Annotated in this window: 24 protein-coding genes; 12 read left to right on the forward strand and 12 right to left on the reverse strand. The window is 63.7% G+C overall.

Features of this window, described 5'->3' with window-relative positions; genetic code table 11:
• Positions 1–121: 121 nt before the first annotated feature.
• The 9 genes from CLG96_RS17035 to CLG96_RS17075 are packed head-to-tail and all read right to left on the reverse strand — an operon-like array spanning position 122 to position 10,812.
• Positions 122–1,837 (reverse strand): hypothetical protein, encoded by a 1,716-nt coding sequence (locus CLG96_RS17035; protein WP_107969775.1) that lies wholly within the window; start codon positions 1,835–1,837, stop codon positions 122–124.
• A gap of 20 nt (positions 1,838–1,857) precedes the next feature.
• Positions 1,858–2,883: a UDP-glucuronic acid decarboxylase family protein gene (locus tag CLG96_RS17040; protein ID WP_107969777.1), complete on the reverse strand. Its 1,026-nt coding sequence runs from the start codon at positions 2,881–2,883 to the stop codon at positions 1,858–1,860.
• A gap of 30 nt (positions 2,884–2,913) precedes the next feature.
• Entirely contained in the window at positions 2,914–4,020 is a 1,107-nt protein-coding gene (locus CLG96_RS17045; protein ID WP_243395848.1) for a CgeB family protein, read from the reverse strand.
• The gene (locus tag CLG96_RS17050) at positions 4,017–5,105 is read right to left on the reverse strand and encodes a CgeB family protein (RefSeq protein ID WP_107969779.1); all 1,089 of its coding nucleotides are present in this window, start codon (positions 5,103–5,105) and stop codon (positions 4,017–4,019) included. The genes CLG96_RS17045 and CLG96_RS17050 overlap by 4 nt, the downstream gene beginning before the upstream one ends.
• Complete coding sequence (locus CLG96_RS17055; protein WP_107969781.1) at positions 5,102–6,214, reverse strand: CgeB family protein; 1,113 nt, start codon at positions 6,212–6,214, stop codon at positions 5,102–5,104. Before CLG96_RS17055 ends, CLG96_RS17050 begins: the two co-directional genes overlap by 4 nt.
• Positions 6,211–7,335 carry a glycosyltransferase family 4 protein gene (locus CLG96_RS17060; RefSeq protein ID WP_207796738.1) on the reverse strand — a complete coding sequence of 375 codons (1,125 nt, stop codon included), beginning with the start codon at positions 7,333–7,335 and terminating at the stop codon, positions 6,211–6,213. Before CLG96_RS17060 ends, CLG96_RS17055 begins: the two co-directional genes overlap by 4 nt.
• Positions 7,332–8,636 (reverse strand): TIGR04295 family B12-binding domain-containing radical SAM protein, encoded by a 1,305-nt coding sequence (locus CLG96_RS17065; protein WP_107969785.1) that lies wholly within the window; start codon positions 8,634–8,636, stop codon positions 7,332–7,334. The genes CLG96_RS17060 and CLG96_RS17065 overlap by 4 nt, the downstream gene beginning before the upstream one ends.
• On the reverse strand, positions 8,633–9,703 hold the full coding sequence (locus tag CLG96_RS17070; protein ID WP_107969787.1) for an NAD-dependent epimerase/dehydratase family protein: 1,071 nt from the start codon (positions 9,701–9,703) through the stop codon (positions 8,633–8,635). Before CLG96_RS17070 ends, CLG96_RS17065 begins: the two co-directional genes overlap by 4 nt.
• On the reverse strand, positions 9,700–10,812 hold the full coding sequence (locus CLG96_RS17075; protein WP_107969789.1) for an NAD-dependent epimerase/dehydratase family protein: 1,113 nt from the start codon (positions 10,810–10,812) through the stop codon (positions 9,700–9,702). Before CLG96_RS17075 ends, CLG96_RS17070 begins: the two co-directional genes overlap by 4 nt.
• Positions 10,813–11,113: 301 nt before the next feature.
• Here CLG96_RS17075 and CLG96_RS17080 point away from each other — a divergent pair, with 301 nt between their 5' ends.
• The 4 genes from CLG96_RS17080 to CLG96_RS17095 are packed head-to-tail and all read left to right on the forward strand — an operon-like array spanning position 11,114 to position 14,580.
• Positions 11,114–11,707, forward strand: a complete 594-nt coding sequence (locus CLG96_RS17080) for a histidine phosphatase family protein (protein WP_107969897.1) — start codon at positions 11,114–11,116, stop codon at positions 11,705–11,707.
• Complete coding sequence (locus CLG96_RS17085) at positions 11,704–12,501, forward strand: TIGR04290 family methyltransferase (protein ID WP_107969791.1); 798 nt, start codon at positions 11,704–11,706, stop codon at positions 12,499–12,501. The genes CLG96_RS17080 and CLG96_RS17085 overlap by 4 nt, the downstream gene beginning before the upstream one ends.
• Positions 12,498–13,421 carry a glycosyl hydrolase gene (locus CLG96_RS17090; RefSeq protein WP_107969793.1) on the forward strand — a complete coding sequence of 308 codons (924 nt, stop codon included), beginning with the start codon at positions 12,498–12,500 and terminating at the stop codon, positions 13,419–13,421. The genes CLG96_RS17085 and CLG96_RS17090 overlap by 4 nt, the downstream gene beginning before the upstream one ends.
• Before the next feature lie 13 nt (positions 13,422–13,434).
• A complete protein-coding gene (locus CLG96_RS17095) occupies positions 13,435–14,580 on the forward strand; it encodes an inositol-3-phosphate synthase (RefSeq protein ID WP_107969795.1) in 1,146 nt (381 codons plus the stop codon).
• Between the two features lie 159 nt (positions 14,581–14,739).
• On the opposite strand, the gene CLG96_RS18860 is transcribed toward CLG96_RS17095, so the two are convergent.
• From CLG96_RS18860 to CLG96_RS17110, 3 genes are all read right to left on the reverse strand, one after another.
• Positions 14,740–15,168: a CopD family protein gene (locus CLG96_RS18860; RefSeq protein WP_165799692.1), complete on the reverse strand. Its 429-nt coding sequence runs from the start codon at positions 15,166–15,168 to the stop codon at positions 14,740–14,742.
• 375 nt (positions 15,169–15,543) lie between these two features.
• The gene (locus CLG96_RS17105; RefSeq protein WP_243395849.1) at positions 15,544–16,116 is read right to left on the reverse strand and encodes a Dyp-type peroxidase; all 573 of its coding nucleotides are present in this window, start codon (positions 16,114–16,116) and stop codon (positions 15,544–15,546) included.
• A 216-nt stretch (positions 16,117–16,332) separates the two neighbouring features.
• A complete protein-coding gene (locus tag CLG96_RS17110; protein WP_107969899.1) occupies positions 16,333–17,130 on the reverse strand; it encodes an SDR family NAD(P)-dependent oxidoreductase in 798 nt (265 codons plus the stop codon).
• Between the two features lie 517 nt (positions 17,131–17,647).
• On the opposite strand from CLG96_RS17110, the gene CLG96_RS17120 reads away from it, so the two are divergent.
• From CLG96_RS17120 to CLG96_RS19480, 8 genes are all read left to right on the forward strand, one after another.
• Positions 17,648–17,932, forward strand: coding sequence for a DUF1330 domain-containing protein (locus CLG96_RS17120; protein ID WP_107969803.1), 285 nt, complete (start codon positions 17,648–17,650; stop codon positions 17,930–17,932).
• Positions 17,933–18,044: 112 nt separating this feature from the next.
• On the forward strand, positions 18,045–18,347 hold the full coding sequence (locus CLG96_RS17125) for a putative quinol monooxygenase (protein WP_107969805.1): 303 nt from the start codon (positions 18,045–18,047) through the stop codon (positions 18,345–18,347).
• 22 nt (positions 18,348–18,369) lie between these two features.
• On the forward strand, positions 18,370–19,209 hold the full coding sequence (locus CLG96_RS17130; protein WP_107969807.1) for an oxidoreductase: 840 nt from the start codon (positions 18,370–18,372) through the stop codon (positions 19,207–19,209).
• Positions 19,210–19,284: 75 nt separating this feature from the next.
• On the forward strand, positions 19,285–20,055 hold the full coding sequence (gene budC, locus CLG96_RS17135; protein ID WP_107969809.1) for a meso-2,3-butanediol dehydrogenase: 771 nt from the start codon (positions 19,285–19,287) through the stop codon (positions 20,053–20,055).
• A 178-nt stretch (positions 20,056–20,233) separates the two neighbouring features.
• Positions 20,234–21,151 (forward strand): LysR family transcriptional regulator, encoded by a 918-nt coding sequence (locus tag CLG96_RS17140; protein ID WP_107969811.1) that lies wholly within the window; start codon positions 20,234–20,236, stop codon positions 21,149–21,151.
• A gap of 164 nt (positions 21,152–21,315) precedes the next feature.
• Positions 21,316–21,744 carry an ester cyclase gene (locus CLG96_RS17145; protein ID WP_207796739.1) on the forward strand — a complete coding sequence of 143 codons (429 nt, stop codon included), beginning with the start codon at positions 21,316–21,318 and terminating at the stop codon, positions 21,742–21,744.
• Positions 21,745–22,011: 267 nt separating this feature from the next.
• The gene (locus CLG96_RS19250) at positions 22,012–22,485 is read left to right on the forward strand and encodes an Atu4866 domain-containing protein (protein ID WP_133175417.1); all 474 of its coding nucleotides are present in this window, start codon (positions 22,012–22,014) and stop codon (positions 22,483–22,485) included.
• Positions 22,486–22,685: 200 nt separating this feature from the next.
• Positions 22,686–23,066, forward strand: coding sequence for a putative quinol monooxygenase (locus CLG96_RS19480; RefSeq protein WP_107969819.1), 381 nt, complete (start codon positions 22,686–22,688; stop codon positions 23,064–23,066).
• Positions 23,067–23,077 lie beyond the last annotated feature (11 nt).

The following is a 23,077-nucleotide window of genomic DNA, read 5'->3' on the forward strand; positions in this document are numbered from 1 at the left end:
GAAAGTCTCCTTCAGCGATTTCGATATCCATTGGCAGTTGCGCGGCCGCTGTCATTCGACCGCATGGTGAAGCTGATGGACGAGCGGACCGATGCCGAGCTGCGGATCGGCCGAATGCAGCCTATGGGCAGGCGAGCAGTCGCGCCAGCCGTTGGGCATAGCGCTCTGCCGATGCTTCGTTGCGCATCGCTTCGGCCGGCCAGTTGGCGAGCGTACCCGCCGCCAGCCTTGCCGCGCCAAGACGGAAGGCCAGATAGCAGGGCCTGAAAAAGCCGAGCAGCGCCAAATCGATCGGACGTGGCGCGATGCGATCGAGCAGCGCAACCAGCAGCGCAAGCCGCTCATCCTCCAGATCGAACTCCGCCGCCGCCCCGGCCACGTCCCAGGCGGGATCCTGCGGCCCGACAAGGTCGTGCCCCATATCATGGTCGAGCGCGTCGGCCTTCAAAATGCGGCCGTCAGGCAGATGCAGCCATTCCTGCATGTCGCAGCGATTGTCCGTCGCGACCGGGATGGCACGCGCCGCAAGCGCTGCATCGGGCGCATGGCGAGCCGCGAAGCGCAGCGCCTCGCGCTCGCCCAGCCCCACCCGGATATTGCACTCCGCCATTTCGAACAATGCAGGCAGCGTGGCGCCCTCCGTCACCGGAGACGGCAACAGCCGCGTGCGGAGCCCCAGATAATGAGCGACCGCCCCGATCGCATCCGTCGCCGCCGGATCGAGCGGCCTCGCCTCCTCCCAGCGTTCGACGAGGAAGCCGTGAACAAGCCCCCGCACCTCCGGCACCAGCCCTGCGGCATGGAGCGTCCGCGCGCGCTCCAGCTTGTACGCGCCCTCGCCTATTCCGGCGAAGCGGGCCAGCCATCGCCCCTTCGCCGTCCGGACGAGAAATTTGCGGCGCTCCCGATAGGGATCGACGGCAGGCCAGTCCCGTTCGTCGGTGAAAACATGCCGCCGCCATGCCCCGCCCGAAATGTCTTCGGGCGGGGCGACCAGCGGGCCGACCAGGCTCGATACCCATGCGGCCAGCCGCGCGGGCGGAATCAGCTCGTCCATCTCCACGACGGGACGCTGCGCTTCCGCCCAGCGCCGTCGCACGGCATTGCTCGCCTGCGCTCCGGGATTTCCCCCATGGCTCGGCAGGAAGGCGATCCGGTCGCGGGGCACGTTCCGCGCCTCGAGAAAACCGGCCACCGCCGCGAAGGAGCTGCCCGAAAGACCCGGCCCTTCATCGACCACCACATAATGACAATCCTCTGCCGGCAGCGCTGCGGCAATTTCGGACGCCATCTCGATCCGCCGCCGGAAGGGATGGCTGATCGGCCGGACGGTGAGCGGCGGCGGCGCGCCGAGCATGGCCGCGACCATTGCGGCAAGGCCGGTGCCGATGCTGCGGATGCCAATCACCCGTGGCGGCGCCTTCAGCACCAGCCGCGCCGCGGCCAGCGCATAGGCCTCGGGATAGACCGCATAGAAGGCATGCCCCTCCGGCCGCCTCAGTTCCACCGCATCGGGAAGCCTGGCCGGACATGCCGGCTTCGGCAAAGACACCACGGCGAAACCGCCATGCCAGGACGCCATGATAGCATGCGCCAGTTCGACGAGACTGGCGAGCAGGTCCGCTTCAGCCGGCGAACCGCCATCTGCCCCAACCTCCTGGAAATGCGCATCGGCGATACCTTGCGCGATCCGGGCCAGCGCGACGAAGGCGGCAACGAGCGCCCCGTGCCGCGCAATGCCTGCCGGCATGGCCTCGATCTGGCGGAGTTCGGCTGCGATCTGCTCGATCCGCTCGGCAGGACAGGCGCGTTCGGCATGGTCACCATAGACGATCATGGCGCGCGAGCCGTTCTATCTCATCCGGCGGCGACGGGGCTCTTGATCCTCGCCTTGCCCTCGACCGGCGCGCCCGCACCGAGCTCGGAGGCGAACCATGCGCAGGTAGCCGCCAGCCCTTCCTCGAGCGGAACCCTGGGGGACCAGTCGAGCAGCTTGCGCGCGGTGCTGATCTCCGGGCGGCGACGGCGGGGATCGTCGATGGGCAGCGGCTTGTGGACGACGGGCGCGGTGGCGCCGGTAAGATCGAGGATATGGTTGAGCAGCTCGTTTACGGTCATCTCGGTGGGATTGCCGAGATTGACGGGTTCCATTCCGACGCCGTCATGCTCCATCAGGCGCATCAGCCCGTCCACCATATCGGATATGTAACAAAAGCTGCGCGTCTGCGACCCGTCGCCATAGACGGTGATTTCGCGGCCCGACAGCGCCTGGCAGACGAGGTTGGAGACGACCCGTCCGTCATCGGGGCGCATTTGCGGGCCATAGGTGTTGAAGATGCGCGCGACGCGCACCTCGGCGCGGCCCATGCGGGCATAATCGAAGGTCATCGCCTCGGCGGCGCGCTTGCCTTCGTCATAACAGGCACGCGGACCGGTGCAGCTCACCCAGCCGCGATAATCCTCGCGCTGGGGATGCGCCTCCGGATCGCCATAGACCTCGCTGGTCGAGCTGAGCAGGAAGCGCGCGCCGGCCTCCTCGGCAAGACGCAGCAGATGATGCGTGCCGACCACGTTGGTCAGCATCGTATGTTCCGGATCCGCCTGATATTGCGGCGGCGAGGCGGCGCAGGCGAGATTGTAGATGCGGGTGAATTGCCGCGTCCGTTCGAGCAGGGAAGGCGGCAGGGGATCGACCACATCGGCCTCGATGAACTCGAAGCCCGGATGCCGCTCGAACAGGCGGAGATTGACGGGCCGCGCGGTCTGGAGATTGTCGAGGCAGACGACGCGTCGCCCCTGACCCAGCAAAGCCCTGCACAGATGCGAGCCGATGAAGCCTGCGCCGCCCGCGACCAGGACCAGCTCTTCCTTCCCGTCGGTCATCGCAGGCTCCCATCCCATGCCCTTGGCGCGTCAGCCAGTGACGGCCAGCGCCGGCGCCTCCGCGCGGCGCATCATCGCCTCCGACAGATAGGCTTCGAGCTCGGCCGCGCGCTGCGCCGCGCTATGACCGGCAAGCGCGCGCGCGCGCCCTGCCCGCCCGATCGCGGCGGCCACATCGTCCTCCTGCGCCAGCGCGACCGCCACCGCGCCACCATCGAATGCAAGGATGATCTCGCGATCGGGCACGAACAGCTCCGCCAGCCCGTCCCAAATGTCCGAGATGATCGGCGTACCGCATGCCGCCGCCTCGAACAGGCGGACCGAGGGCGACCAGCCCGCCCGGATCATGTCGGCGCGCGTGACATTCAGCGTGAAGCGCGAGGCAGAATAGAAAAGCGCATGATCGGCGGGCGGCAGATGCGCGATCCGCTCGACATTGGCGGGCCAATCGATATCCGCCGGATATTGCGGGCCGGCGACGACGAAGCGGCGATCCGGCATCACCCGCGCCGGATCGATGAGCAGCCGTTCCAGCATCGGCTGACGATCGGGGCTGTAGGTGCCGAGATAGCTCAGATCCCAGCGCTTCTTCACATCGAGCGGCGGATAGCTGTCCGGATCCACCGAGCAGAAGAGCGGCCGCGCGGCGGGTGCGCCATAATGATCTTCGAGGAGATCGAGCGTCGGGCCGCCGGTAAAGGAAAGATAGACATCGTAACCGGGGATCAGCTCCGACGAGAGATAATCGCAATCATCCCGCTCCAGCCGGGCGAGCGTCACCGGCGTGTCGATATCGTAGAAGGCGGTGATGCCGCCGGCTACCTCCTGAACGAAGCGCCCGACGGCAGCGCCATCCGGCACATAGGAACCGACGATCACCGCATCCGCCCCGGCAATCTCACTGCACCAGCGTTGGAGGCCGGCAAGGTCCGCGTAAAATTCCAGCCGACAATAATCAGGCGCGGCCAGATCGCGCTGGCTGGCATACCAGGGCGTGTCGCGTTCGAGGAACAATATGTCATGCCCGCGCGCGGCGAAGGCGGCGAGCAGCGCGCGGAAGGTCGTCGCATGGCCATTGCCCCAGGAGGAGGAAAGGCTGAGGCCCAGCACGACCAGACGGATCGGCTTCGCACTCATGCCGCCTCCCTCCGCCGCGCGAAATGCGTCTTGAAGATCGCATCCACCTGCGCGCCGCGCAGCGCATATCTATGCTCGGCCAGGATCCGCACGCGCGCGGCCTCGCCGATCGCGCGGGCGCGCTCGGGCGTGAGCGCGGCGAGATGATCGGCAACGTCGCGCCCATCGCGCGCGACGAGCACCTCCTCGCCAGGCTTCAGGAACAGCTCGATCCCTTCCCAGGCATCGGTGATCAGGCAGGCGGCGGCGCCCGCCGCCTCGAACACACGCGTCGCGGGCGAGAAGCCGATATCGGCCATGCTGTCGCGCGCCACGTTGAGCAAGGCGAGCGGCGTGCAGTTGAAGGCATTATGCTCGGCCGTATAGACATGCCCGCGATGGCGGACATTAAACGGCATCGGCTTCGTCTCCCAGCCATTGCCGCCGATCAGAAAGGATCGTTCCGGCAGGGCCGCCGCCGGCTCCAGGAAGAATGTCTCCACCCGCGCCTCCCGATCGGGAAGGCGATTGCCGAGAAAGGCGAGATCGGCCGCGAAACGCGCATCCGGCGCCACCGGGAAATGGGTTTCGGGATCGAGCGCATTATAGACCGGCATGCAGGCCGCCGCGCCGAACCGCTCATAGGCATCGACCACCGGCGGGCCGCCGCCATAGGTGAGCACCATGCCCAGATCGGGCAGGGTGCGACGGACGGGATGGGACGGATCGCGCCGCATCTCGTCCAAGGTCGCGGCGGCATCCACATCCCAGAAGATTTTGAGCGCATCGTCGCGCGCATGTTCGACGATGCCGTCGAGCAGCTCCGCATCGAATACACCGACGCCGCTCGCCTTGACGACGATATCCGCCTGCCGCGCCTCCGCCAGCACGGCGCGCGTCGCCTCGATCGTCGCGGGATAGACGATCGATCGCGCCCATATCGGCGGATCGATGTCGCGATGCTGCTGCCGGCCGAAGGCGTCGGGCTCGTAGAATATGATGTCATAGCCGCGCCCCGCGAGATCGCGCAGGATGCCGCGATAATAGGTCGCGGCTCCGTTCCAATAGGAGGAGAGCAGGCTGGAGCCGTAAAAGGCGATCTTCATGAGACGCTCCTGGTGCGGCTGGGCGCGGCCAGCCGATCGATGATGGCCAGCAGTTCGTCGGCGCGGTGGGCGCATGTGTGGCGCGCGAGGATGGTCTGGAGCCCGCTTTCGGCAAGCGAGGCGCGGAGCGCGGGATCGTCGCGCAACGCCTCCAAATGGCGCCGCATCTCCGCGCCGTCACGTGCCGGCAGATAATCCCGGCCGGGACGGAACAGCCCCTCGCTATCCTCCCAGGGCGCGGAGACGAGCGGAATGCCGCAGGCCAGCGCCTCGAACATGCGAATGGTGGGAATGCCGGGCAAGAGCGTGGCATAGAAGCGGCGCGGGACATGGACGGTCGCGAGATGGCGCGCGAAGATTTCCGGCGCGCGGGCATTGGGCGCCCAGCCATGATAGCGCACGCCATGAAATGCGAGCGTCGCCCGCGCCTCCTCCGGATAGCGCACGCCATGGACGTCGAGGGCAAGCCCGGCCTCGGCAGCGGGGCGGAACAGGAAATCCTCCAGCTCCTGCGTACGCTCGCCATCGCCCCAATTGCCGATCCAGACGAGCCCGGCGCGTGACCCTTCCTCCAGCGGCGGATGGAAATGGCGGATATCCGCCGCCTCATGCCAGACGAAGACGCGATCGCCCCAGCCCCAGCGGCGATAGACCTCTGCCAGCGCCTCGCCGAAGGCCAATATCCCGTCATAGCCCGAAAGATCGAAGGCGCGGATCGCCTGCGGATCGCTCACCGCGCGATGATGCGTGTCATGGAACAGCAGCGTGAAGCGCGCGCCCACCTTGCGCAGCCGGCCGAGCTCCGCGACCAGCGCGGGATCGTTCCATTCATGCACGATCACGATATCGGCGCCGTCCACCAGCGCCTCCACCTCCCCATGCGGATCATATCGTTCGGAGCGAAGCTCCGGATAAGCGATGCGATAGGCGGAAAGCCCCGCATCGCCATGATCGGCGAGCAGGTTTTCGAGGCTCCATGCGCCTATGGGCTCCAGCGCGTGCACCTCATGCCCCAGCGCGATCAGCGCACGCAGTACCCCGCGCAGGAAATGGGCATTGCCATGGTTCCAGCAGGACAGGAGCGAATGGGTGAAATAGACGATCTTCATGCCGCCACCTGTGGCGCTGCGCTGTGCACCGCTCGATTGGGACGGAGGAGATCGCGCCAGATCGTCATCATCCCTGCCGCTTCGGCCGCCAATGTGTAGCGCGCGGCGCGGGCCCGCGCCGCATCGCCGAGCATAAGCCGGACATGCATGTCGCCAACGATCGCCTCGATCGCCTCGGCAAAGGCGCGATCATCCTCCGCCGGCACGAAAACGGCTACCCCATCCCAAAGCTCGCGGAAGGTCGGGATATCGGACAGGACGAGCGGGCAGCCGGCGGCGGCGGCCTCCAGCACGGCGAGCCCGAACGGCTCGTAGCGCGCGGCCGAGGCGAACACTGGCCGGGCGGCGAGGCAGGCGGCGATTCCTGCCTCCCCCATCGATCCGACCGCGACCAGATTGGCGAAGGAGGCGCGCTCGCCATTGGGCCCGCGCACGGGGCCCGCCGCCTTGACGGGGAAAGCGAGGCGCGCGGCGGCGCGATCGAGCGTCGCGACATTCTTGGCCTTGTCCCACAGCCGGCCGGCGGTGAAGGCGAAATCATGCATCGCGGCGGATGGCAGGACGATCGGCGCACGGCCATTATGCACCACCGTCGGAGGTCGGGCGAGGCGATGGACGCGCATCACCGCCTCGGCAAAGGCCGCGCTCGGCGCCACCACCCGGTCGACCGCGCGAAGCCCCGCCCCCACCAGCGCGCCGCGCCAGGCGAAATCGGCCGGCAGCACGGTGCCGTGCATCGCATCCCACCATGTGGCGACGCAGCTATGCGCGACCGCCACGACCGGCATGGCGAAGCGCACGGAAGCAGCGAGCGCGGGCATGCTGAGCTGGACAATATCCGCCTTCAGATCGCCCGCCAGCGCAGCGATGCCGCGGCCCGCATCGGCCACCGTCCCGGCATCCTCAGCCAGCCAATCAAGCTCCAGCCCGGTATCGACCAGCGTCACGCCCGGAATCGCGACGGCGGTCGCCCGCTGCGCGGCAGAAGGCGGCGGCCCCATCAACGCGATCACCGTCTCCACCCCTGCCGGCGCCAGCGCGCGGGCAAGATCGGTGGCATATTGCCACACGCCGCCGACCGCATCGGCGGTCATCAGGATGCGGGTGCCCGGCGGGATCATCGCCGCGCCCTTTCGCCCAGGCAGGCGCTTTCCAGCGCGGCGAGCGGCAGCGGCCGTTCCTCCTGTATGTCCGAAAATTCGCTGAACTGGCTGAGATAATGTTCGTGCGCCCGTTCCCAGGCGCGATCGTCTGGCAGGCCCCACAGCTTCCGATAATCGGGCGAGGAAGGATAGGGATAGAGCGGCACGGGATCATTGGCCCAGACGCCCGCCGCGCGGAGCCGGTCGCGCCACCGGGCGACCAGCGCCGGATCGTCGCCCGCCATCTCGATCAGGTTCGCCTGCACGAAGGGAACGGAGCGACGCGCATGGATCAGCCGATCGACCAGCTCGTCGGTCGTCGCCCGGCATTTCTTGTCGAGGCGGGCGCGGCCCTCCTCGGTCAGGCTCTCGACGCCCGCCTCGATCGAGACGCAGCCGGCGCGGCCGAGAAGGTCGAGCATCTCGGGCTTCCACAGGTCGATGCGCGTCTGGATGCCGAATTCGACGGGGCGATCGGCCAGCGCCTCCAATAGCGGCTGGTTGGGCAGGAATATCTCGTCGATGAAATAGACATAGGTGACACCCTGCGCGATCAGCGCGTCCATTTCCTCAAGCAGCGGCTCCAGCGCGCGGCGGCGATATGCGTCGCGGAAATCAATCTTGGCGCAGAAGGAGCAATGATAGGGGCAGCCGCGCGACGCCTCGACTTCGGCACCCGGCCCGACCGGCGCGCGATCGAAGCGGTGATGATGCGTGCTGTGGCGCGCGATCCATGCCGCTGGCCAATGGAGCGCCGGGGCATCGACGAAGCGCGCGGCCGCCGGTCCGCCCGTCACGCGGGTCCGGCCACCTGCCCGGAAGGCGATCGACGGCACTTCGCCGAGCGGGCCGCCGCGGGCGAGGGTCCCCACCACCTCCTCGCATTCGCCGCGCACGACGATATCGACGCCGAGCTTCTCCAGCGTCGTTTCCGGCGTCACCGATCCGTGCGGGCCGACCGCCGCCATCAGCCCCCCACCCTGCCCCAGCGCACGGAGAAATTCCGCCGGCACGCGCAGCTCGGGCGGGGCGCAGCGCCAGAAGAGATAGGTGGGCGCGGTCGTCACAACCGTCATCTCCGGAGCGAAATTGGCGACGAGACGGGCCAACTCCTCGTTCGACTGGCCATTCAGATGGCCGTCGAGCATCAGCACCTCATGGCCGTCCGCTTCGAGCAGCGCTCTGGCATAGCCCAGCTCCAGCGGCAGATGCGGATCGCGACTGCCGAAATAGATGCTGTTGGCATAGGACCAAGCGGGATTGACGAGCGCGAGCTTCATGTCATCGCTCCTGCGGTGAGGAGAGAGCGATCGAACCCGCGCGCATCGGACAGCCAGCGGAGGAGGCGCGCCACGCCCACCTTCCATGGCAGCCGGGGGCCCAGGCCCAGCGCCGCCTCCGCCGCGCGCGTATCGGCCACGAAATAGCGCTGGTCGCCCGCGCGCCAGGGAGCGAAGGAGATATCGATCTCGCGGCCGATCAACGCCTCCACATAAGCGAGCAGCCGCACCAGGCTGACAGCATTTTCCGGCCCGCCGCCGAGATTGAAGGCGCGGCCGCGCACCTCGTCGATCCTCTCCCAGGCGGCGAGATAGGCCTCGACCGCGTTCGACACGTCGAGAATGTCGCGCAACTGATGACCGTCGCCATAAAGAGTGATCGGCCGCCCTTCGAGCGCGCGGATCAGGAAATGGGCGACCCAGCCCTGATCCTCCGTTCCCATCTGCCGCTGGCCATAGATGCAGCTCATCCGCATGACCGCCGCCGGCATGCCGAAGCTGCGCGCATGATCGAGCACATATTGGTCCGCAGCCCCCTTGGAGCAGCCATAAGGGGTATGGAAATCGAGCAGCTGCTTCTCGCTTATGCCATGCACGCGCACGGCGGGATCGAGCGGCGCATAGCCGTCGCCCTCCAGCGCGAGAGGAATGTCGGCAAGATCGCCATAGACCTTGTTGGTCGATGCGAAGATCAGCGGCGTGCCGGGATTGCGCGTGCGGAGCGCATCGAGCAGGTTGATCGTGCCGCAGACGTTGATCTCGAAATCCTCGCGCGGATCGATCAGGCTGGTGGTGACGGCGACCTGCGCCGCCATGTGGAACACCGCCTTGGCCCCCGCCGCCGCATCCGCCAGCAGCAGCTCGTCGCGCACATCGCCGATAATGGCGTGGATCCGCCGCGGATGACGCTCCCGAAGCCAGGCGAGATTGGCTTCCACGCCCGGCCGGACGAGCGCGTCATAGACCAGCACGTCATGACCGCGCGCCGCCAGCGCATCGGCGATATTGCAGCCGATGAAGCCCGCGCCGCCGGTGACGAGCACGGGCCGGCGATCGCCCCCGCTCATGCCACCAGCCCGCGCGTTTCGAGCTCGGCGCGCGCCTCGGCCACCCGATCGTCGGCCGTCTGCCCGGCGAGCCATTCGGCAAGCTCCGCCAATCCCTCGCCGAAATCCTGTCGCGCCCGGAAGCCGAGTTCGGCCGCCGCCTTGCTTGTGTCGCAAAAGCAATGGCGAATGTCGCCGATGCGCGACTTGCCGACGATCTCCGGCTCGATCCGGTTGCGGCCCATGGCGCGGGCCAATTCCTGCGCCACCTCGCCGATCGAGCGATCATGGCCCGATCCGATATTGAACGTCCCGCCGGCGGCCCCGGGCAGGAACAGCGCATCGGCAAAGGCGCGCGCCACGTCGCGGACATGGACGAAATCGCGCCGCTGCCTGCCATCCTCGAAGATGATCGGCTGCTGCCCATTCAGCAGCCGCGAGGCGAAGATCGCCAGCACGCCCGTATAGGGATTGGAAAGCGCCTGGCCGGGGCCGTAGACGTTGAACAGCCGCAGGCACACCCCCTCCATCCCATAGGATCGGGCCATGATGTGCGTCGTGCGTTCCTGCACATATTTGTTGAGCGCATAGATCGAGGCGAGGTTCGGCCGTTTCCATTCGGGCGTCGCCACCGGCGTCAGGGGCCGTCCCTGTGCGTCCAGCGGGTCCCAGACCGGCTGATCGCCCGTGCGCGGCCGGCGCTTGGCATCTTCCACCAGATTGCCGTCGGCGTCGCGATAGAGGCCCTCGCCATAGATGCTCATCGAGGAGGCGGTGACGACGCGTCGCACCGGATGGTCGATCAGCGTCTCGAACAGCACCGCCGTGCCGACATCGTTCACGGATGTATAGCGCTCGACCGAATACATGGATTGGCCCACGCCCACCTCGGCGGCGAGATGGATCAGGCTGTCGACGCCCTCGAGCGCGCGCGCGACCGCATCGCCGTTGCGCACGTCGGCCCGCACCAGCTCCACCTCCGGGCTCAGCGCCTCGGGCCGCGCGCAATCGCCATGGACCTGATCGATCAGGCTGTCGAGCACGCGCACCTGATGGCCGCGTGCAAGCAGCTCGTCCGCCACGAACCGCCCGATGAAACCGGCGCCGCCGGTGATGAGAATCTTTTCCATTCGCTTCTCCGGTCCATTCGGCCGCCATGCGACTGGTTGAGGGAGAATAACATGGATGAATATTTTTGCTTATCTTAACAAAGATTAGCTCGGACCCAGTATAATGGTTAATCCTTTTATCCTCATTGAATGAACATGAATGGCAAACATCCTCTTCTTCATCTTTGTTCCAATCACCTATATCAACTTATCGACCCACCCCCTCGATTCATCCCGACGATCACCTTTGCTGGAACCCCAGCCTTGAATTTTTTGTTTGTGGATCAGCTATGTTGATCCTCGCATCCGATTCTGCTCGCCGATGAGCGCGCTCATCCATCTGGTCCGCCATGCCGCCCATGCGGAGGCGGGATGCGTGCTGACGGGGCGGCTGGGCGCAGCCCCGCTCACCGGACAGGGACGGGCACAGGCACGGCTGCTCGCCGACGCGCTGGCCGGGCGCGGGATCAGCGCCATTCATGCGAGCCCCCGACAACGCACGCAGGAGACAGCCGCCATCATCGCCGAGCGACTGGGCCTGGCGGTCGAAACCGTGCCCGCGCTGGACGAGATCGATTTCGGCGCCTGGTCCGGCCGGAGTTTCGCGGTGCTGGAAGGCGATCCCGCATGGCACCGCTGGAACGAAGCGCGGAGCATCGCTTTGCCGCCCGGCGGCGAGAGCATGGCGGCCGCCGTGGAGCGCGCCGCCGCGCATATGGAGCAATTGGGCGCCGCGGGCCGCACGGGCGTGCTCTGCGTCACCCATTGCGACATCATCCGCGGCCTGATCGCTTATTATCTCGGGCTCGGGCTCGACAATATGCTCCGCTTCGACATCGATCCCGCCTCGGTCAGCAGGCTCGTCGTGGGTGATCGGGGCGGTCGCATCCTGACACTGAACGAGGTGATCGGATGAGCAAAAGCGGCAGTATAGCGGCGGCGATAACGCCACATGATGATCTGCGGGCGCGGATCGACGCGCTGGCTCCCTGGTTCCACAATATCAATCTGGGCGGCATCTGGACGGCGCCGGACCATTTCCTCGGCGACTATCCCAATATGAAGTTCCGCAAGTTCGCCGATGCCCTGCCTCACGATCTGACCGGCCGGAGCGTGCTCGACATCGGCTGCAATGCCGGCTTCTATTCGGTGGAGATGAAACGGCGCGGTGCGGCGCGCGTGCTCGGCATCGATTGCGACGAACGCTATCTGGAACAGGCGCGCCTCGCGGCCGATGCGCTGGGCTTCAGCGACGTCGAGTTCCGCAATCTTTCCGTCTATGATGTCGGCGCGCTCGGCGAACGGTTCGACATCGTGATCTTCATGGGCGTGCTCTATCATCTGCGTCATCCGCTGCTCGCACTGGACCTGATCCGCGCGCATGTCGCCGGCGACATGCTGATCTTCCAGTCGATGCAGCGCGGATCGAGCGAGGTGATGCCGCTCGCGGAGGATTATCCCTTCGAGGAGCAGGCGATCTTCGATCGGCCCGATTTCCCGCGCCTCGCCTTCATCGAGCGCGAATATTCCCGCGACTGGACCAATTGGTGGGTGCCGAACCGCGCCTGCAGCGAAGCGATGCTGCGCAGCGCCGGCTTCCGCATCGAAGCCCGGCCGGAGGAGGAAGTCTATATCTGCCGCACGGCGCCCGTGCCCTATGGCGATTGGGGTGCGGGCGCGGTCTACCCAGCCAGGGGAGAGAGCGCATGATCGAAGCCGCGATGATCTGGAACGAGCCCAACAACAAATCGCATTGGGATCCGGAGATCGACCCCGACTGGTCGAAATATGCCGAGACGGTGATCCTCGCCGGCCGCGCCATCCGCTCGGCCAATCCGGGCATGACGCGGCTTCTGGGCGGCATGTCCCCGATCGACCCCTTATGGGTGCGGACGATGGAGCGCCATGGCGCGCTCAATGAGGTGGATGTCGTCGCGCTCCATGGCTTCCCGCTCGACTGGAATCTCTGGCAGATCGACGAATGGCCGAACAAGATCGCCGAGATCGAGGCCGTCGTCCCCGACAAGCCGATCTGGGTGACGGAGGTGGGCGTCGGCTCCTTCGGCGCGGAGGAGGTGCAGCTCTTCGGCCTGAACCGCACTGCCGAGCTTCTGATCGGCCGGGTGCCGCGCATCTTCTGGTACAGCCTCTATGATCTTCCGCAGAGCTGGGGCGCGACCACGCGCCATCGCGAGGCGGAGGGATCGAGCTATTATCGCCATTTCCACATGGGGCTGATCCGCGAGGACGGGACGCCCAAGTCCGCGCTCGACCATTATGCGCGATATGCCGCCGAAATGGGGCTGATGCAGTGGTTCCATTATCATGACCCCCGGCTCGACGATGCCGTCGCCTGGATGAAACGGCTGGGGGTGCGCCATCTGCGCACGGGGCTGAGCTGGGCGGACAGCTTCCGTCCCGACGCGATCGGCTGGTTCGACCGGCAAATGGAGGCGCTCGCCGATTTCGACGTGACCGTCACCTTCTGCTTCACGCCCGAGCATCTGGGAATCGCGCCGCATCATACGAGCCCCGCGCGCGAGCCACAGGCCTTCGCCGATTTCTGCGCCTGGATGATCGAGCGCTATGCGCCCGCGCGTGCGACGCTGCCTGCCGCCGTGACAGCCTGACAGGGAGAGGGATATGCTGACCAAAACCTCCGGTCCGATCGATTCCCCCGAAACGCGCCGGCCGATCAATATTGCGCTGGTCGGCATCGGCAATTGCGTGAGCTCGCTCGTCCAGGGCCTCAGCCATTATCGCGAGGGGGCAAACGACCATATCGGCCTGATGCATTGGGAATTGGGCGGGTATCGGCCGGGCGACATCCGCGTCGTCGCCGCCTGGGACGTCGACCGGCGCAAGGTCGGCCGCGACGTGGCGGAGGCGATCTTCGCCAGGCCCAACTGCACCGCGACATTTTGCGACACGGTGCCGCCCACGGGGGTGGAGGTACGAATGGGCCGGCTGCTCGACGGATATGCCGAGCATATGGCCGATCAGCCCGACGACCGCACCTTCCTGATCGCCGACTCGCCCGAGCCGGACAAGGCGGAGATAGTGGCGGCGCTGCGCGCGAGCGGGGCGGACATGCTGCTCAACTATCTGCCCGTCGGCAGCCAGAAGGCGACCGAATTCTACGCCGAATGCGCGCTGGAGGCGGGCGTCGCCTTCGTCAACAACATCCCCGTCTTCATCGCCAGCGACGAAGGCTGGGCGAAGCGCTTCCGTGCGGCGGGCGTGCCGATCATCGGCGACGACATCAAGGCGCAGCTCGGCGCGACCATCGTCCATCGCGTGCTGACCGACCTGTTCGCCAAGCGCGGGGTGAAGCTCGATCGCACCTATCAGCTCAATACCGGCGGCAATACCGATTTCCTCAACATGGCGAACCGGACGCGCCTCGCGTCCAAGAAGATATCGAAGACCGAAGCGGTGCAATCCGTCGCCGAACGGCGGCTGGCGGATGAGAATATCCATGTCGGCCCATCCGATTATGTGGCATGGCAAAAGGACAACAAGGTCTGTTTCCTGCGCATGGAAGGGCAATTGTTCGGCGGCGTGCCGATGAACCTGGAACTGCGCCTGTCGGTGGAGGACAGCCCCAATTCGGCAGGCGTGGCGATCGACATGATCCGTTGCGCCAGGATTGCGCTCGACCGGGGGCTTTCCGGGCCGATCGAGCCCGCGTCGGCCTATTTCTGCAAGCATCCGCCCCGGCAGATGACCGATGATCTCGCGCATGAGGCGCTCGAGGCGTTCATCGCGGCCGTGCCGGCGACCGCTTGATCTTTCGGGCGCCTGATCATTCGGATGGCCTGGTCCGGTGCCGTTCCAGCTCATCGAGGAGCATGTCCGGTTCCAAAAACACCTTATCTCAGTGTCCACGGAACCGGCAGCAGGCCAGGAAGCCTCGCTTTGCACACCGCCTCGCACACCGCCGAGGGATCAAAACGGTTTCGCGAGCACCAGCGTGCTGATGGCGAGCACGAGCAGCAGCATCGCGAGCAGCGGCCGGAATGTCGAAGGGCTGACGGACCTGCCGCGCGACAGGCGCTGCAATCTCACCATGTTGGATCCATGTATGAGCGTCAGCATCGCCACGCAGGCGATCTTCGCCTTCATCCAGCCCGTCGCGAACCAGCCGACCTGAAGGGTCATGGCAAGGCCCAGAATCCAGATGAAGAAGAGCGCGGGCGTCGTCACGACAGCATTCCCGAACCGTAGCCGCTGCAGTTCGGCGGCCCTGCGGGGTTCGAGCGTCCCCTCCTTCGACAATGATGGAAGGGACAGCGCTTCCACGAGCGAACCGGCCAGGAAGATCGCGACCGCCAGGATATGGACTGCCAGCAAGCCGTAATAGGGAAGATCGATCATCGTCGCGCCTGATCCTGTGCCAATGGGTTTTGCCGCCCCCCTTAGCGCCAAATACTCGGCCGTAATGAACCCCATATCGGATCCGGTCCGCCTCGCTCCGGTCCCGGCCGGGCGGCCAGCGTCCCTTCGAGCCGACCAAAGGCTCGTCCACCGGCTGGAGGAGAGTTTGAGGCCGGCGCAGAGGAGTGCTGTGGGTGCTGTTTGAGAGGGCTGTGGTGGGCAGACGCGCGAAAGCCCGGCCAGGAGGGTGGCCGGGCTTTTGTGTGATTGTTGGTTGCGGGGACCGGCAACCATCTTCACTTGCTCTTTCGATCGGCAGCTTAGCATCCTAAGCTGCGCGCCAGAAGCTGATTGCCTTTCGGTCGCCATGGTCGGTCACGTCGCAGCGAGCTTCTTCTGCGCTGCCTGAACAAGCATTTCGAGTGTCGGGCGAGATGGAGCGAAGAACGTCACACCGGTGTGCGGCGTCGAGAAATCCAGCCGCCGGCCGTAAGCGCCTGGCGGATCGCCGACATACATGCGTTCCAGCATCTTCGCGATCATCCAAAGGCGCCGGGAGTAGCCGATGAAATAGGTGCCGAACTCCCGCTGGCCCGGTCGTTCGAACGGCATATTGTCTCGCAGAATGTCGTGCTCGTTGCCATCGGCGTCTACGATAATGGCCAAAGTCTTGTGCGACTTGCGTGGCCAATCGTCATCATCGAGTTCGACATTGTCGATCTTCGTGCGGCCGACAATCTCCTCCTGGCGTGGTGTTGGGACCTTCGACCACGCATCGAGATCGTGGAGATATTTCTGGACGACGACATAGCTGCCGCAGCGCCATCGCCACCCGATATGATCAGCTCGCCAACAGCTTCCTCGGCATGGTCCATCTGGCCACCGCCAGATACTGGCCGGAATTTGTCCACGCCGCATAGGATGATAGGTGCCCAGCGCCTTTAGCACGCCGATGTCGCGGAAAATCGCCGGGCAACCTATTCGGCCTTAAGCATTCGCTTCTCGCCGTTATATGCAAGGGGCGCCCCTATGCTGGCGCGATTCGGCCCAAGGTCAGAAGTTCCGCCACGATTTTGACCGTGCCCGAAAGCAGCCAAAGCGCATATTGCGAAGGGGATGACTTCGCAGTGCCTTGCCCCTGTCACGCAAAGCCGCTCTGCCTTCTTAAGAATTGACCAGGTAACGCGGTGCCGGGATGCCTACCTGTGTAGCGCCGAACAATGCCGCTCGCGCCTGCTCATAATCAGCCCACAGTTCGGTATTGTGGACCGAGGGAAGTGTGACGTCTTCGCCTTGGTCGAAGCCGGCGAGCGCGGCATCAACCAGATTCTCAGTCGTCATCACAGCAGCAGGGTCGAAAGCCGAGAGAGGAATACCCGCATGGTCGTAGAACTCTGTTGCCGTGCCGGCGGGAAGTACGACCTGAACACGGACGCCAGTGCCCGACACCTCGCCCTGGAGTCCACGGCTCAAGGCTAGCACATAGCTCTTCGTGGCACTGTAGAGCGTCGTTATCGGCAGAGAATGGAAGGCCATGACCGAAGCGATGTTGATGATCGCACCTGCGTCCCGCTTCAGGAACGCGGGCAGCACGGCACGGGTAAGCCGGGTCGGTGCGATGACGTTGAGCGCGATCGTTGAGGCTGTGTCTGCATCCGACATATCGCCGGTGCTGCTGAGCTTGCCGTTGCCAGCGTTGTTCACGAGCAGCGCAATGCGCTCATCTGAGCCAAGCAGTTCCTCGATATGCACCAGTGACTTCTCTTCGGTCAGGTCAGCCTCGATGATCCCTGCCTGGATACCATGCGCTTCGGAAAGGGTATCGGCCAAACTCCGCAGCCGTTCGATCCGGCGCGCGACAAGCAAGAGATCGTAACCTCGCGCGGCAAGGCGATCGGCATATACGGCGCCGATGCCGGAGGATGCGCCGGTTACGACGGCTATGGGGCTAGTTGTTGGCATGGGAAACGACCTCATTATTGTAGGCCAACTTTGAGAATGAAGCATTGGTCATGTTTCAATTCCTAGTGAACGGTTGATTTAGCCGGTTGCGGCACGCGGATATTGACAGGATGCCCACCTTCGAAAAGTCGAACAAAATCGTCAGTTACTTTCTATAAAATCGAGCGATGCCCTTTCAGCCGTGTCGGGTGACGATACGCACGATGCTCGTCGCTGCACTTGATGGCCAGAGGTCGGAGGAAGAGCGCAGAATTTCGAACAGCTTCTGCAACGACGCATAAGACAGCTGGTCCGCTCTTCTAAAGCTTCCATCGAACCAATCGCGAGTCTGCTGCATAGGCACACCGTCCCCCATGCTCAACGAAGAGGTGCCCATTCCTGCACCTCCGGGGAAAACGCAAAATCCCAACAGCTTCCGCAAGCCTACGAGAGAGATGTCTCCAAGGTCGAACTAGATATCAGCCTGTCAATCTCGCCCTTCCAAACTGAGAGACAGGCCATGCAACAGGAGACACCTATGCCAGCTTACCTCGTTGTCGATCTCGACATTCACGATCACGATGTGATTGCCGACTACCGTTCCAAGGCGCTGCCGCTGGTCGCAAAAGCTGGCGGTCGCCTCATTGCCCTTGATGACGCTCCGCTCGAACTTGAAGGGTGGCAGGCGACGAACATGCTGATCATCGAATTCCCCGACATGGAGGCTATCCAAGGCCTGTTCGCGTCGCCGGAATACGCGCCGCTCGCGCTCCAACGTCAGGCCGCAGCCGGCTCGCGGATCATCGCCTTGCGCGGCGTGTAGCGATAGACGCAAAAAAGCAAAATCCCGATAGTCTGCGCAAGAGGGCAGCAGAAAGAACCGCCAGATCATCGCAGGATGAACATGTTGGAAAGGACAGAAAAAGGAGAGCGAAATGGCAGAACTGACCAATGCCGCCTTCTTCAATGCGAAGCCCGGTCGATCAGAAGATCTCGGGGTCGCTTTGCTACAGCTTGTCTCGCCTTCACGACAGGAGGAAGGCTGCCTCCGCTACGAAATCCACCAGTCCCAGGACGATCCCAATGCCTGGATGGTTTTGGAAGACTGGCGACATCCATCCGACTTCGATCTGCATATGGCTTCCGACTATGTGCGGGCCTTCATGGCGAAGGTCTCTGATCTTTGCGTCGAAGAGGTGGAGATCTGCGGCTATCGGCAGCGCTCTCCGCAACCGTAATCAAATCCAAGGAGCAAATAACATGAGCAAGGAAACTTCAAAAGTCTGGCTCGTGACCGGTTGCTCGACCGGTTTCGGCCGCTACATCGCCGAGCATCTTCTCGAAAGTGGAGAGAAGGTGGTTGTCACCGCCCGCAAGACCGACAAAATTGCCGACCTGAAGCAGAAGGGCGATGCCCTAATCCTGCCCCTCGACGTTATTGATCGCGCGCAGTGCCGTAAAGCCGTTGAAGCAGCAGAAGCCCACTTTGGCCGGGTTGATGTTCTGATCAACAATGCCGGTATCGGCTTTTTCGGTGCGGTGGAAGAAACCGAGGAGGCGGACGCGCGCCGGTTGTTCGAGGTGAACTTCTTCGGCACGGCCAACACGATTCACGCAGTCCTGCCGGGGATGCGCACCCGCCGCAGCGGCACGATCGTCAACCTGACTTCGATCGGCGGAATAGTCGGCTTTACGGGCGTCGGTTATTATTGTGCCAGCAAGTTCGCGGTCGAAGGGCTGTCCGATACGCTCCGGACGGAGGTCGAGCCACTCGGCATCAAGGTCATGGCCGTTGAACCGAGCGGTTTTCGCACGGAATGGGCTGGCTCATCCAGCGAAGCCGCGGCTATCATAGCAGATTATGATGGCACCGCTGGCGAAGCGCGCCGCGCCTATCATGCCTCGGTAGGTCATCAAGCCGGCGACCCGGCCCGTGCGGCTAAAGCAATCCGCGAAGCCGTACTTGCCGCCAAACCTCCGCATCATCTGCTTCTCGGCAATGACGCGGTGGATGCAGCGCTCGAAAAGATCGACGCGCTACGGGCCAATGTGACCGCCTGGGAGGGGCTCTCCCGGTCTGCCGATTTCCCGGTCGTCTGAACTCAACACCTGAAATCCCGAAAACCTAACCGGCCTGGCAATGATCCATCGCCAGCCACAGGAAAGGAGTCTGTCATGACAAATCGTTTTGAAGGGAAAGTCGCAATCGTAACTGGCGGTGGCTCGGGTATCGGAGCCGCAATTGCCAGACGCCTGGTTGCGGAGGGCGCGTCCGTCATGATTTCCGGTCGCACGGAAAATCGCCTTGCCGAAACAGCGGCAACCTTGCCCGCTGATCGCACCGCCACCCGCGTTGCAGATGTCGCGATTCGAAAGGACTGCGATGCTCTCGTGGTCGCAACGGTCGAAATGTTCGGTCGGGTGGACACGCTGGTCAATGCCGCGGGAATGAATCTCGTCGGGACCATCCAGGACACGTCCGATGAAGACTGGGAAGCCTGCCTGCGTTCTGACCTTTCCGGGGTCTTCTATATGAGCCGTGCGGCCGTGCCGCATCTCATCGAGACGAAGGGATCGATCGTCAATATCGGCTCCGTCTCCTCTCTCGGTGGCGGCTGGAGCCATGCGGCATATAACGCCGCCAAGGGTGGCGTGGCGAACCTCACCCGTTCGGCCGCCTGCGATCTCGGCAAGTTCGGCGTTCGCGCCAACACCGTTGCTCCCGGCCTGACCGTCACCGGGATGGTGGAAGCCATCATGGAGGACGAGACGCTGCTCGATAAGGCATGGGACCGAATTCCCCTGAGACGCGCCGGCCAGCCTGACGAGATCGCCGCAGCAGTGGCGTTTCTGGCGAGCGACGAGGCCGCCTGGATCACGGGGGCCATCCTGCCCGTTGATGGAGGGCAGACATGCACTGACGGCGGCCCTGAATGGGGCAAATGACCCGTGAGGTAGAAAGCGCCTGAGCGTGTTTGAGCCCAGGCCCTTTCGCGTTGCTGGCAGCGTTTATGACCCCAAGTGAACAGACAAAAATGTCTGAAAATTAAAAAATTGGCAGGAATTATCGACGATTATTTGCTACTGACTAAGCAATCAGAGGGTTTGCTACTCGGGGGTAAGAATGACGCCGACAGTCCAAGGCAGTGAGTTTGCGCAACTCCGAACCTTTGTGACTGTTGCCGAGCAGTTGAGTTTCAGCCGCGCGGCAGAGCGCCTCGGCATCACGCCATCATCTCTCAGCCAGACGATCCGAAGCCTTGAGGAGCGTCTGGGCATCCGCCTCCTTAATCGCACGACGCGCAGTGTCGCCCTCACACCTGCTGGAGAGGCCCTGCTGCTTCGCCTTCGCCCCGCAATGGACGAGATCAGTGCCGCGATTGAGAGCGCTGTACGCTTCCGAGACACGCCTGCTGGCACGGTGCGCGTACACGCCGCCCGCCTCGCGGCGCAGGTGTTTATCGCTCCAATGCTTGGAGCCTTCAGTCAGTCTTATCCCGAGATCACAGTCGATGTTACCGTCGATGATGCTGTCGTCGACATTGTGTCGGGTGGATGGGACGTTGCCATCCGACCCGGCGAGGTGGTCGAACGAGATATGATCGCTGTCGAGATCGGAGGCCCGCTTCGCCAGTATCCGGTTGCGACACCGGAATACATTGCGAAGCATGGCACGCCGGAAACGCCTGAGCAGCTACTGGATCATAATTGCATTCTCTGGCGCTGGTCGGGGCAGAGCCTTCCCTATGCCTGGGAATTCCATCGTGACGGGAGTTGGTTCGAACTCGTGGTCAAAGGCTCTATCATCGTGAGCGACCGGGGAATGATGCTGTCAGCGTGCCTGGATGGCGCCGGCATCGCCTTTGCGACAAATCGGGAGGTCGATACCCTTATAGCCGATGGCCGTCTAAGCAAGATGCTCGATCAATATTGCGAGCCGTACCCAGGCTATTTTCTTTACTATCCTAAGCAAAGGCAAATGGCACCAGCTTTGCGCGCGTTCATCGATACCGTGCGAGCGACCGTTCGTCTGGAACATTAGGCAGGCGAGCTTCACCCTGAGCAAATGGACCGATCGGTGGATTATGTGCGTGGAACTAACAAGGTCACTGCGAAATCCGGGAATTATTAACCGGCGAGGGCATGGCAGAAATGCTGACGAGGCGGCCGGCTGGGTCGTTTCCAGGAACCCACGGAGAAATTCCCATGACCAACGAAACCAACGCTCAGCGCATCCGCGAACTCTATGAAGCCGTGAACGCCAAGAACCTCGAAGTCATTGCCGGTTTCGGCGCTCCCGAAAGTGAGTGGCTAGATGTGCCTTTCGATTATCGGGCGACCGGCGAACGGGCGATCATCGATCCCTGGAAGAACTGGTTCAACATCTTCCCGGACGCCACCTGCGAGGTGCGCAGCCTCATCGCCCTTGAAGACTACGTCATCGCGCAGGGCATCGGCCGCGGCACCCATAGCGGCGTGTTCAACTCGCCGGCCGGCGAAATTCAGCCCACCGGCCGCAAGATGGAAGTCCAGTTCTGCGACGTCTACAGGCTCAAGGACGGGAAGATCATGCGCGCCGACTCCTACTTCGACTTCTATAGCCTGCTCAAGCGCCTGACCCTTGAAGCGGCTTGAAGGTGAATGGGAGTTTCGATGACAGCAAACCAAGTTGACATCATCCCTGGGCGCTTTGGGCGTAATTCCGAAGTGCTTCGGGAACTCCTCGCCAACGAAGGCGAAGGCTCGCCCTATCCTACTGGCAGGAGGTGCCGTCCTTACGCTAGAGGCAGGTATCGGTGATTGGGAGAAGGCGGACGTTTTGATTTATGCGTAGCCGTTGGCCCCGGCCTATCCACGGCGCCGGGGGATGAAGACACGATCGTCATCGACTGCGAGAGGACATTGATCCTGCCCTCGCGCGTGGACTTCTCTAGCCCCACCTCGGCAGCTACTTTAACCCCGGCGGCCACGGCAGACATTGCCGTTGTCCGCATCGCCGATCCGAAGAATGCCCCCGTTGGCCCAGTGCCTGCCCGATGCGGACATCTCGATATCCTGATCGGCGCAGGCAAGATTCTTCAGTGGGATGGTAAGCCTCTGGAAAGAGCAGCCGAAGCAATCGCACCCGTCCAAGGATTGATCGACAACCATCCCTATCTGGGAATGTGGGTCGACGAAAGCGACTTCGTCCGTCAGGAGTTGTTACCTGGCGGCCGATATGATGAGGCGCGCGGAGATCGGCGAAGCGCGTACCGTGGGGCTTACTGGATTCAGGGCGAACGGATTATCTATCTGGACGATCTCGGCTTCTGGGCCTTTGGCGAGTTCAAGGATGGCCAGCTTCATCACGCAGGCTACCGGTTCAGCCGCCGTTGAATACCTCTTCGGCCAATCAGTCATAGCTAAGCTGCGGTCCCAAAAAGGCACGCGGCTTTCTTTTGCGCCCCTCGATTATATCTTCGCTGCTAACAAAGAACAGTGGAACTCAATCGATTATCAGCCATGCCTTCGCAAGGCATGCTCCTTCCATCAGCGGACAACCACGCAGCTATTCGAAAAGAGATTGGGAGCGTGTCATGGAAAGCCTTAAGAACATTACAATCTTACGCGCCCGTCCCGGATTGGAAGAGGTATTGGGCCGCGAGCTTGAACGGCTCGTCCAGCCATGCCGAGCCGCAATCGGCTGCCTCCAGTACCGTGTCCACAAATCAGAAGACGAAGCCGGTGTCTGGTGCATCTACGAAACGTGGCGGTCACGCCAGGATCTCAGGGACAACCTGCGGCATGCTCGGATGGAAGGCTATTTCAACGTTCTGCGTCACCTTGCCGAACCGAAGTTCGAACTACTGACGTTTTCGGAAGTCTCGACCCTCCCAGCGGCATCTAACGTCACCCGCCCTGCACGTTGGCGCAGCCTTCCACATTCAACCCGCGCTCAGGCCCATCGGCCGACGTGAGTTGGGAGAGT

This window comes from Sphingomonas oleivorans, from assembly GCF_003050615.1.
Lineage (GTDB): Bacteria > Pseudomonadota > Alphaproteobacteria > Sphingomonadales > Sphingomonadaceae > Sphingomonas_H > Sphingomonas_H oleivorans.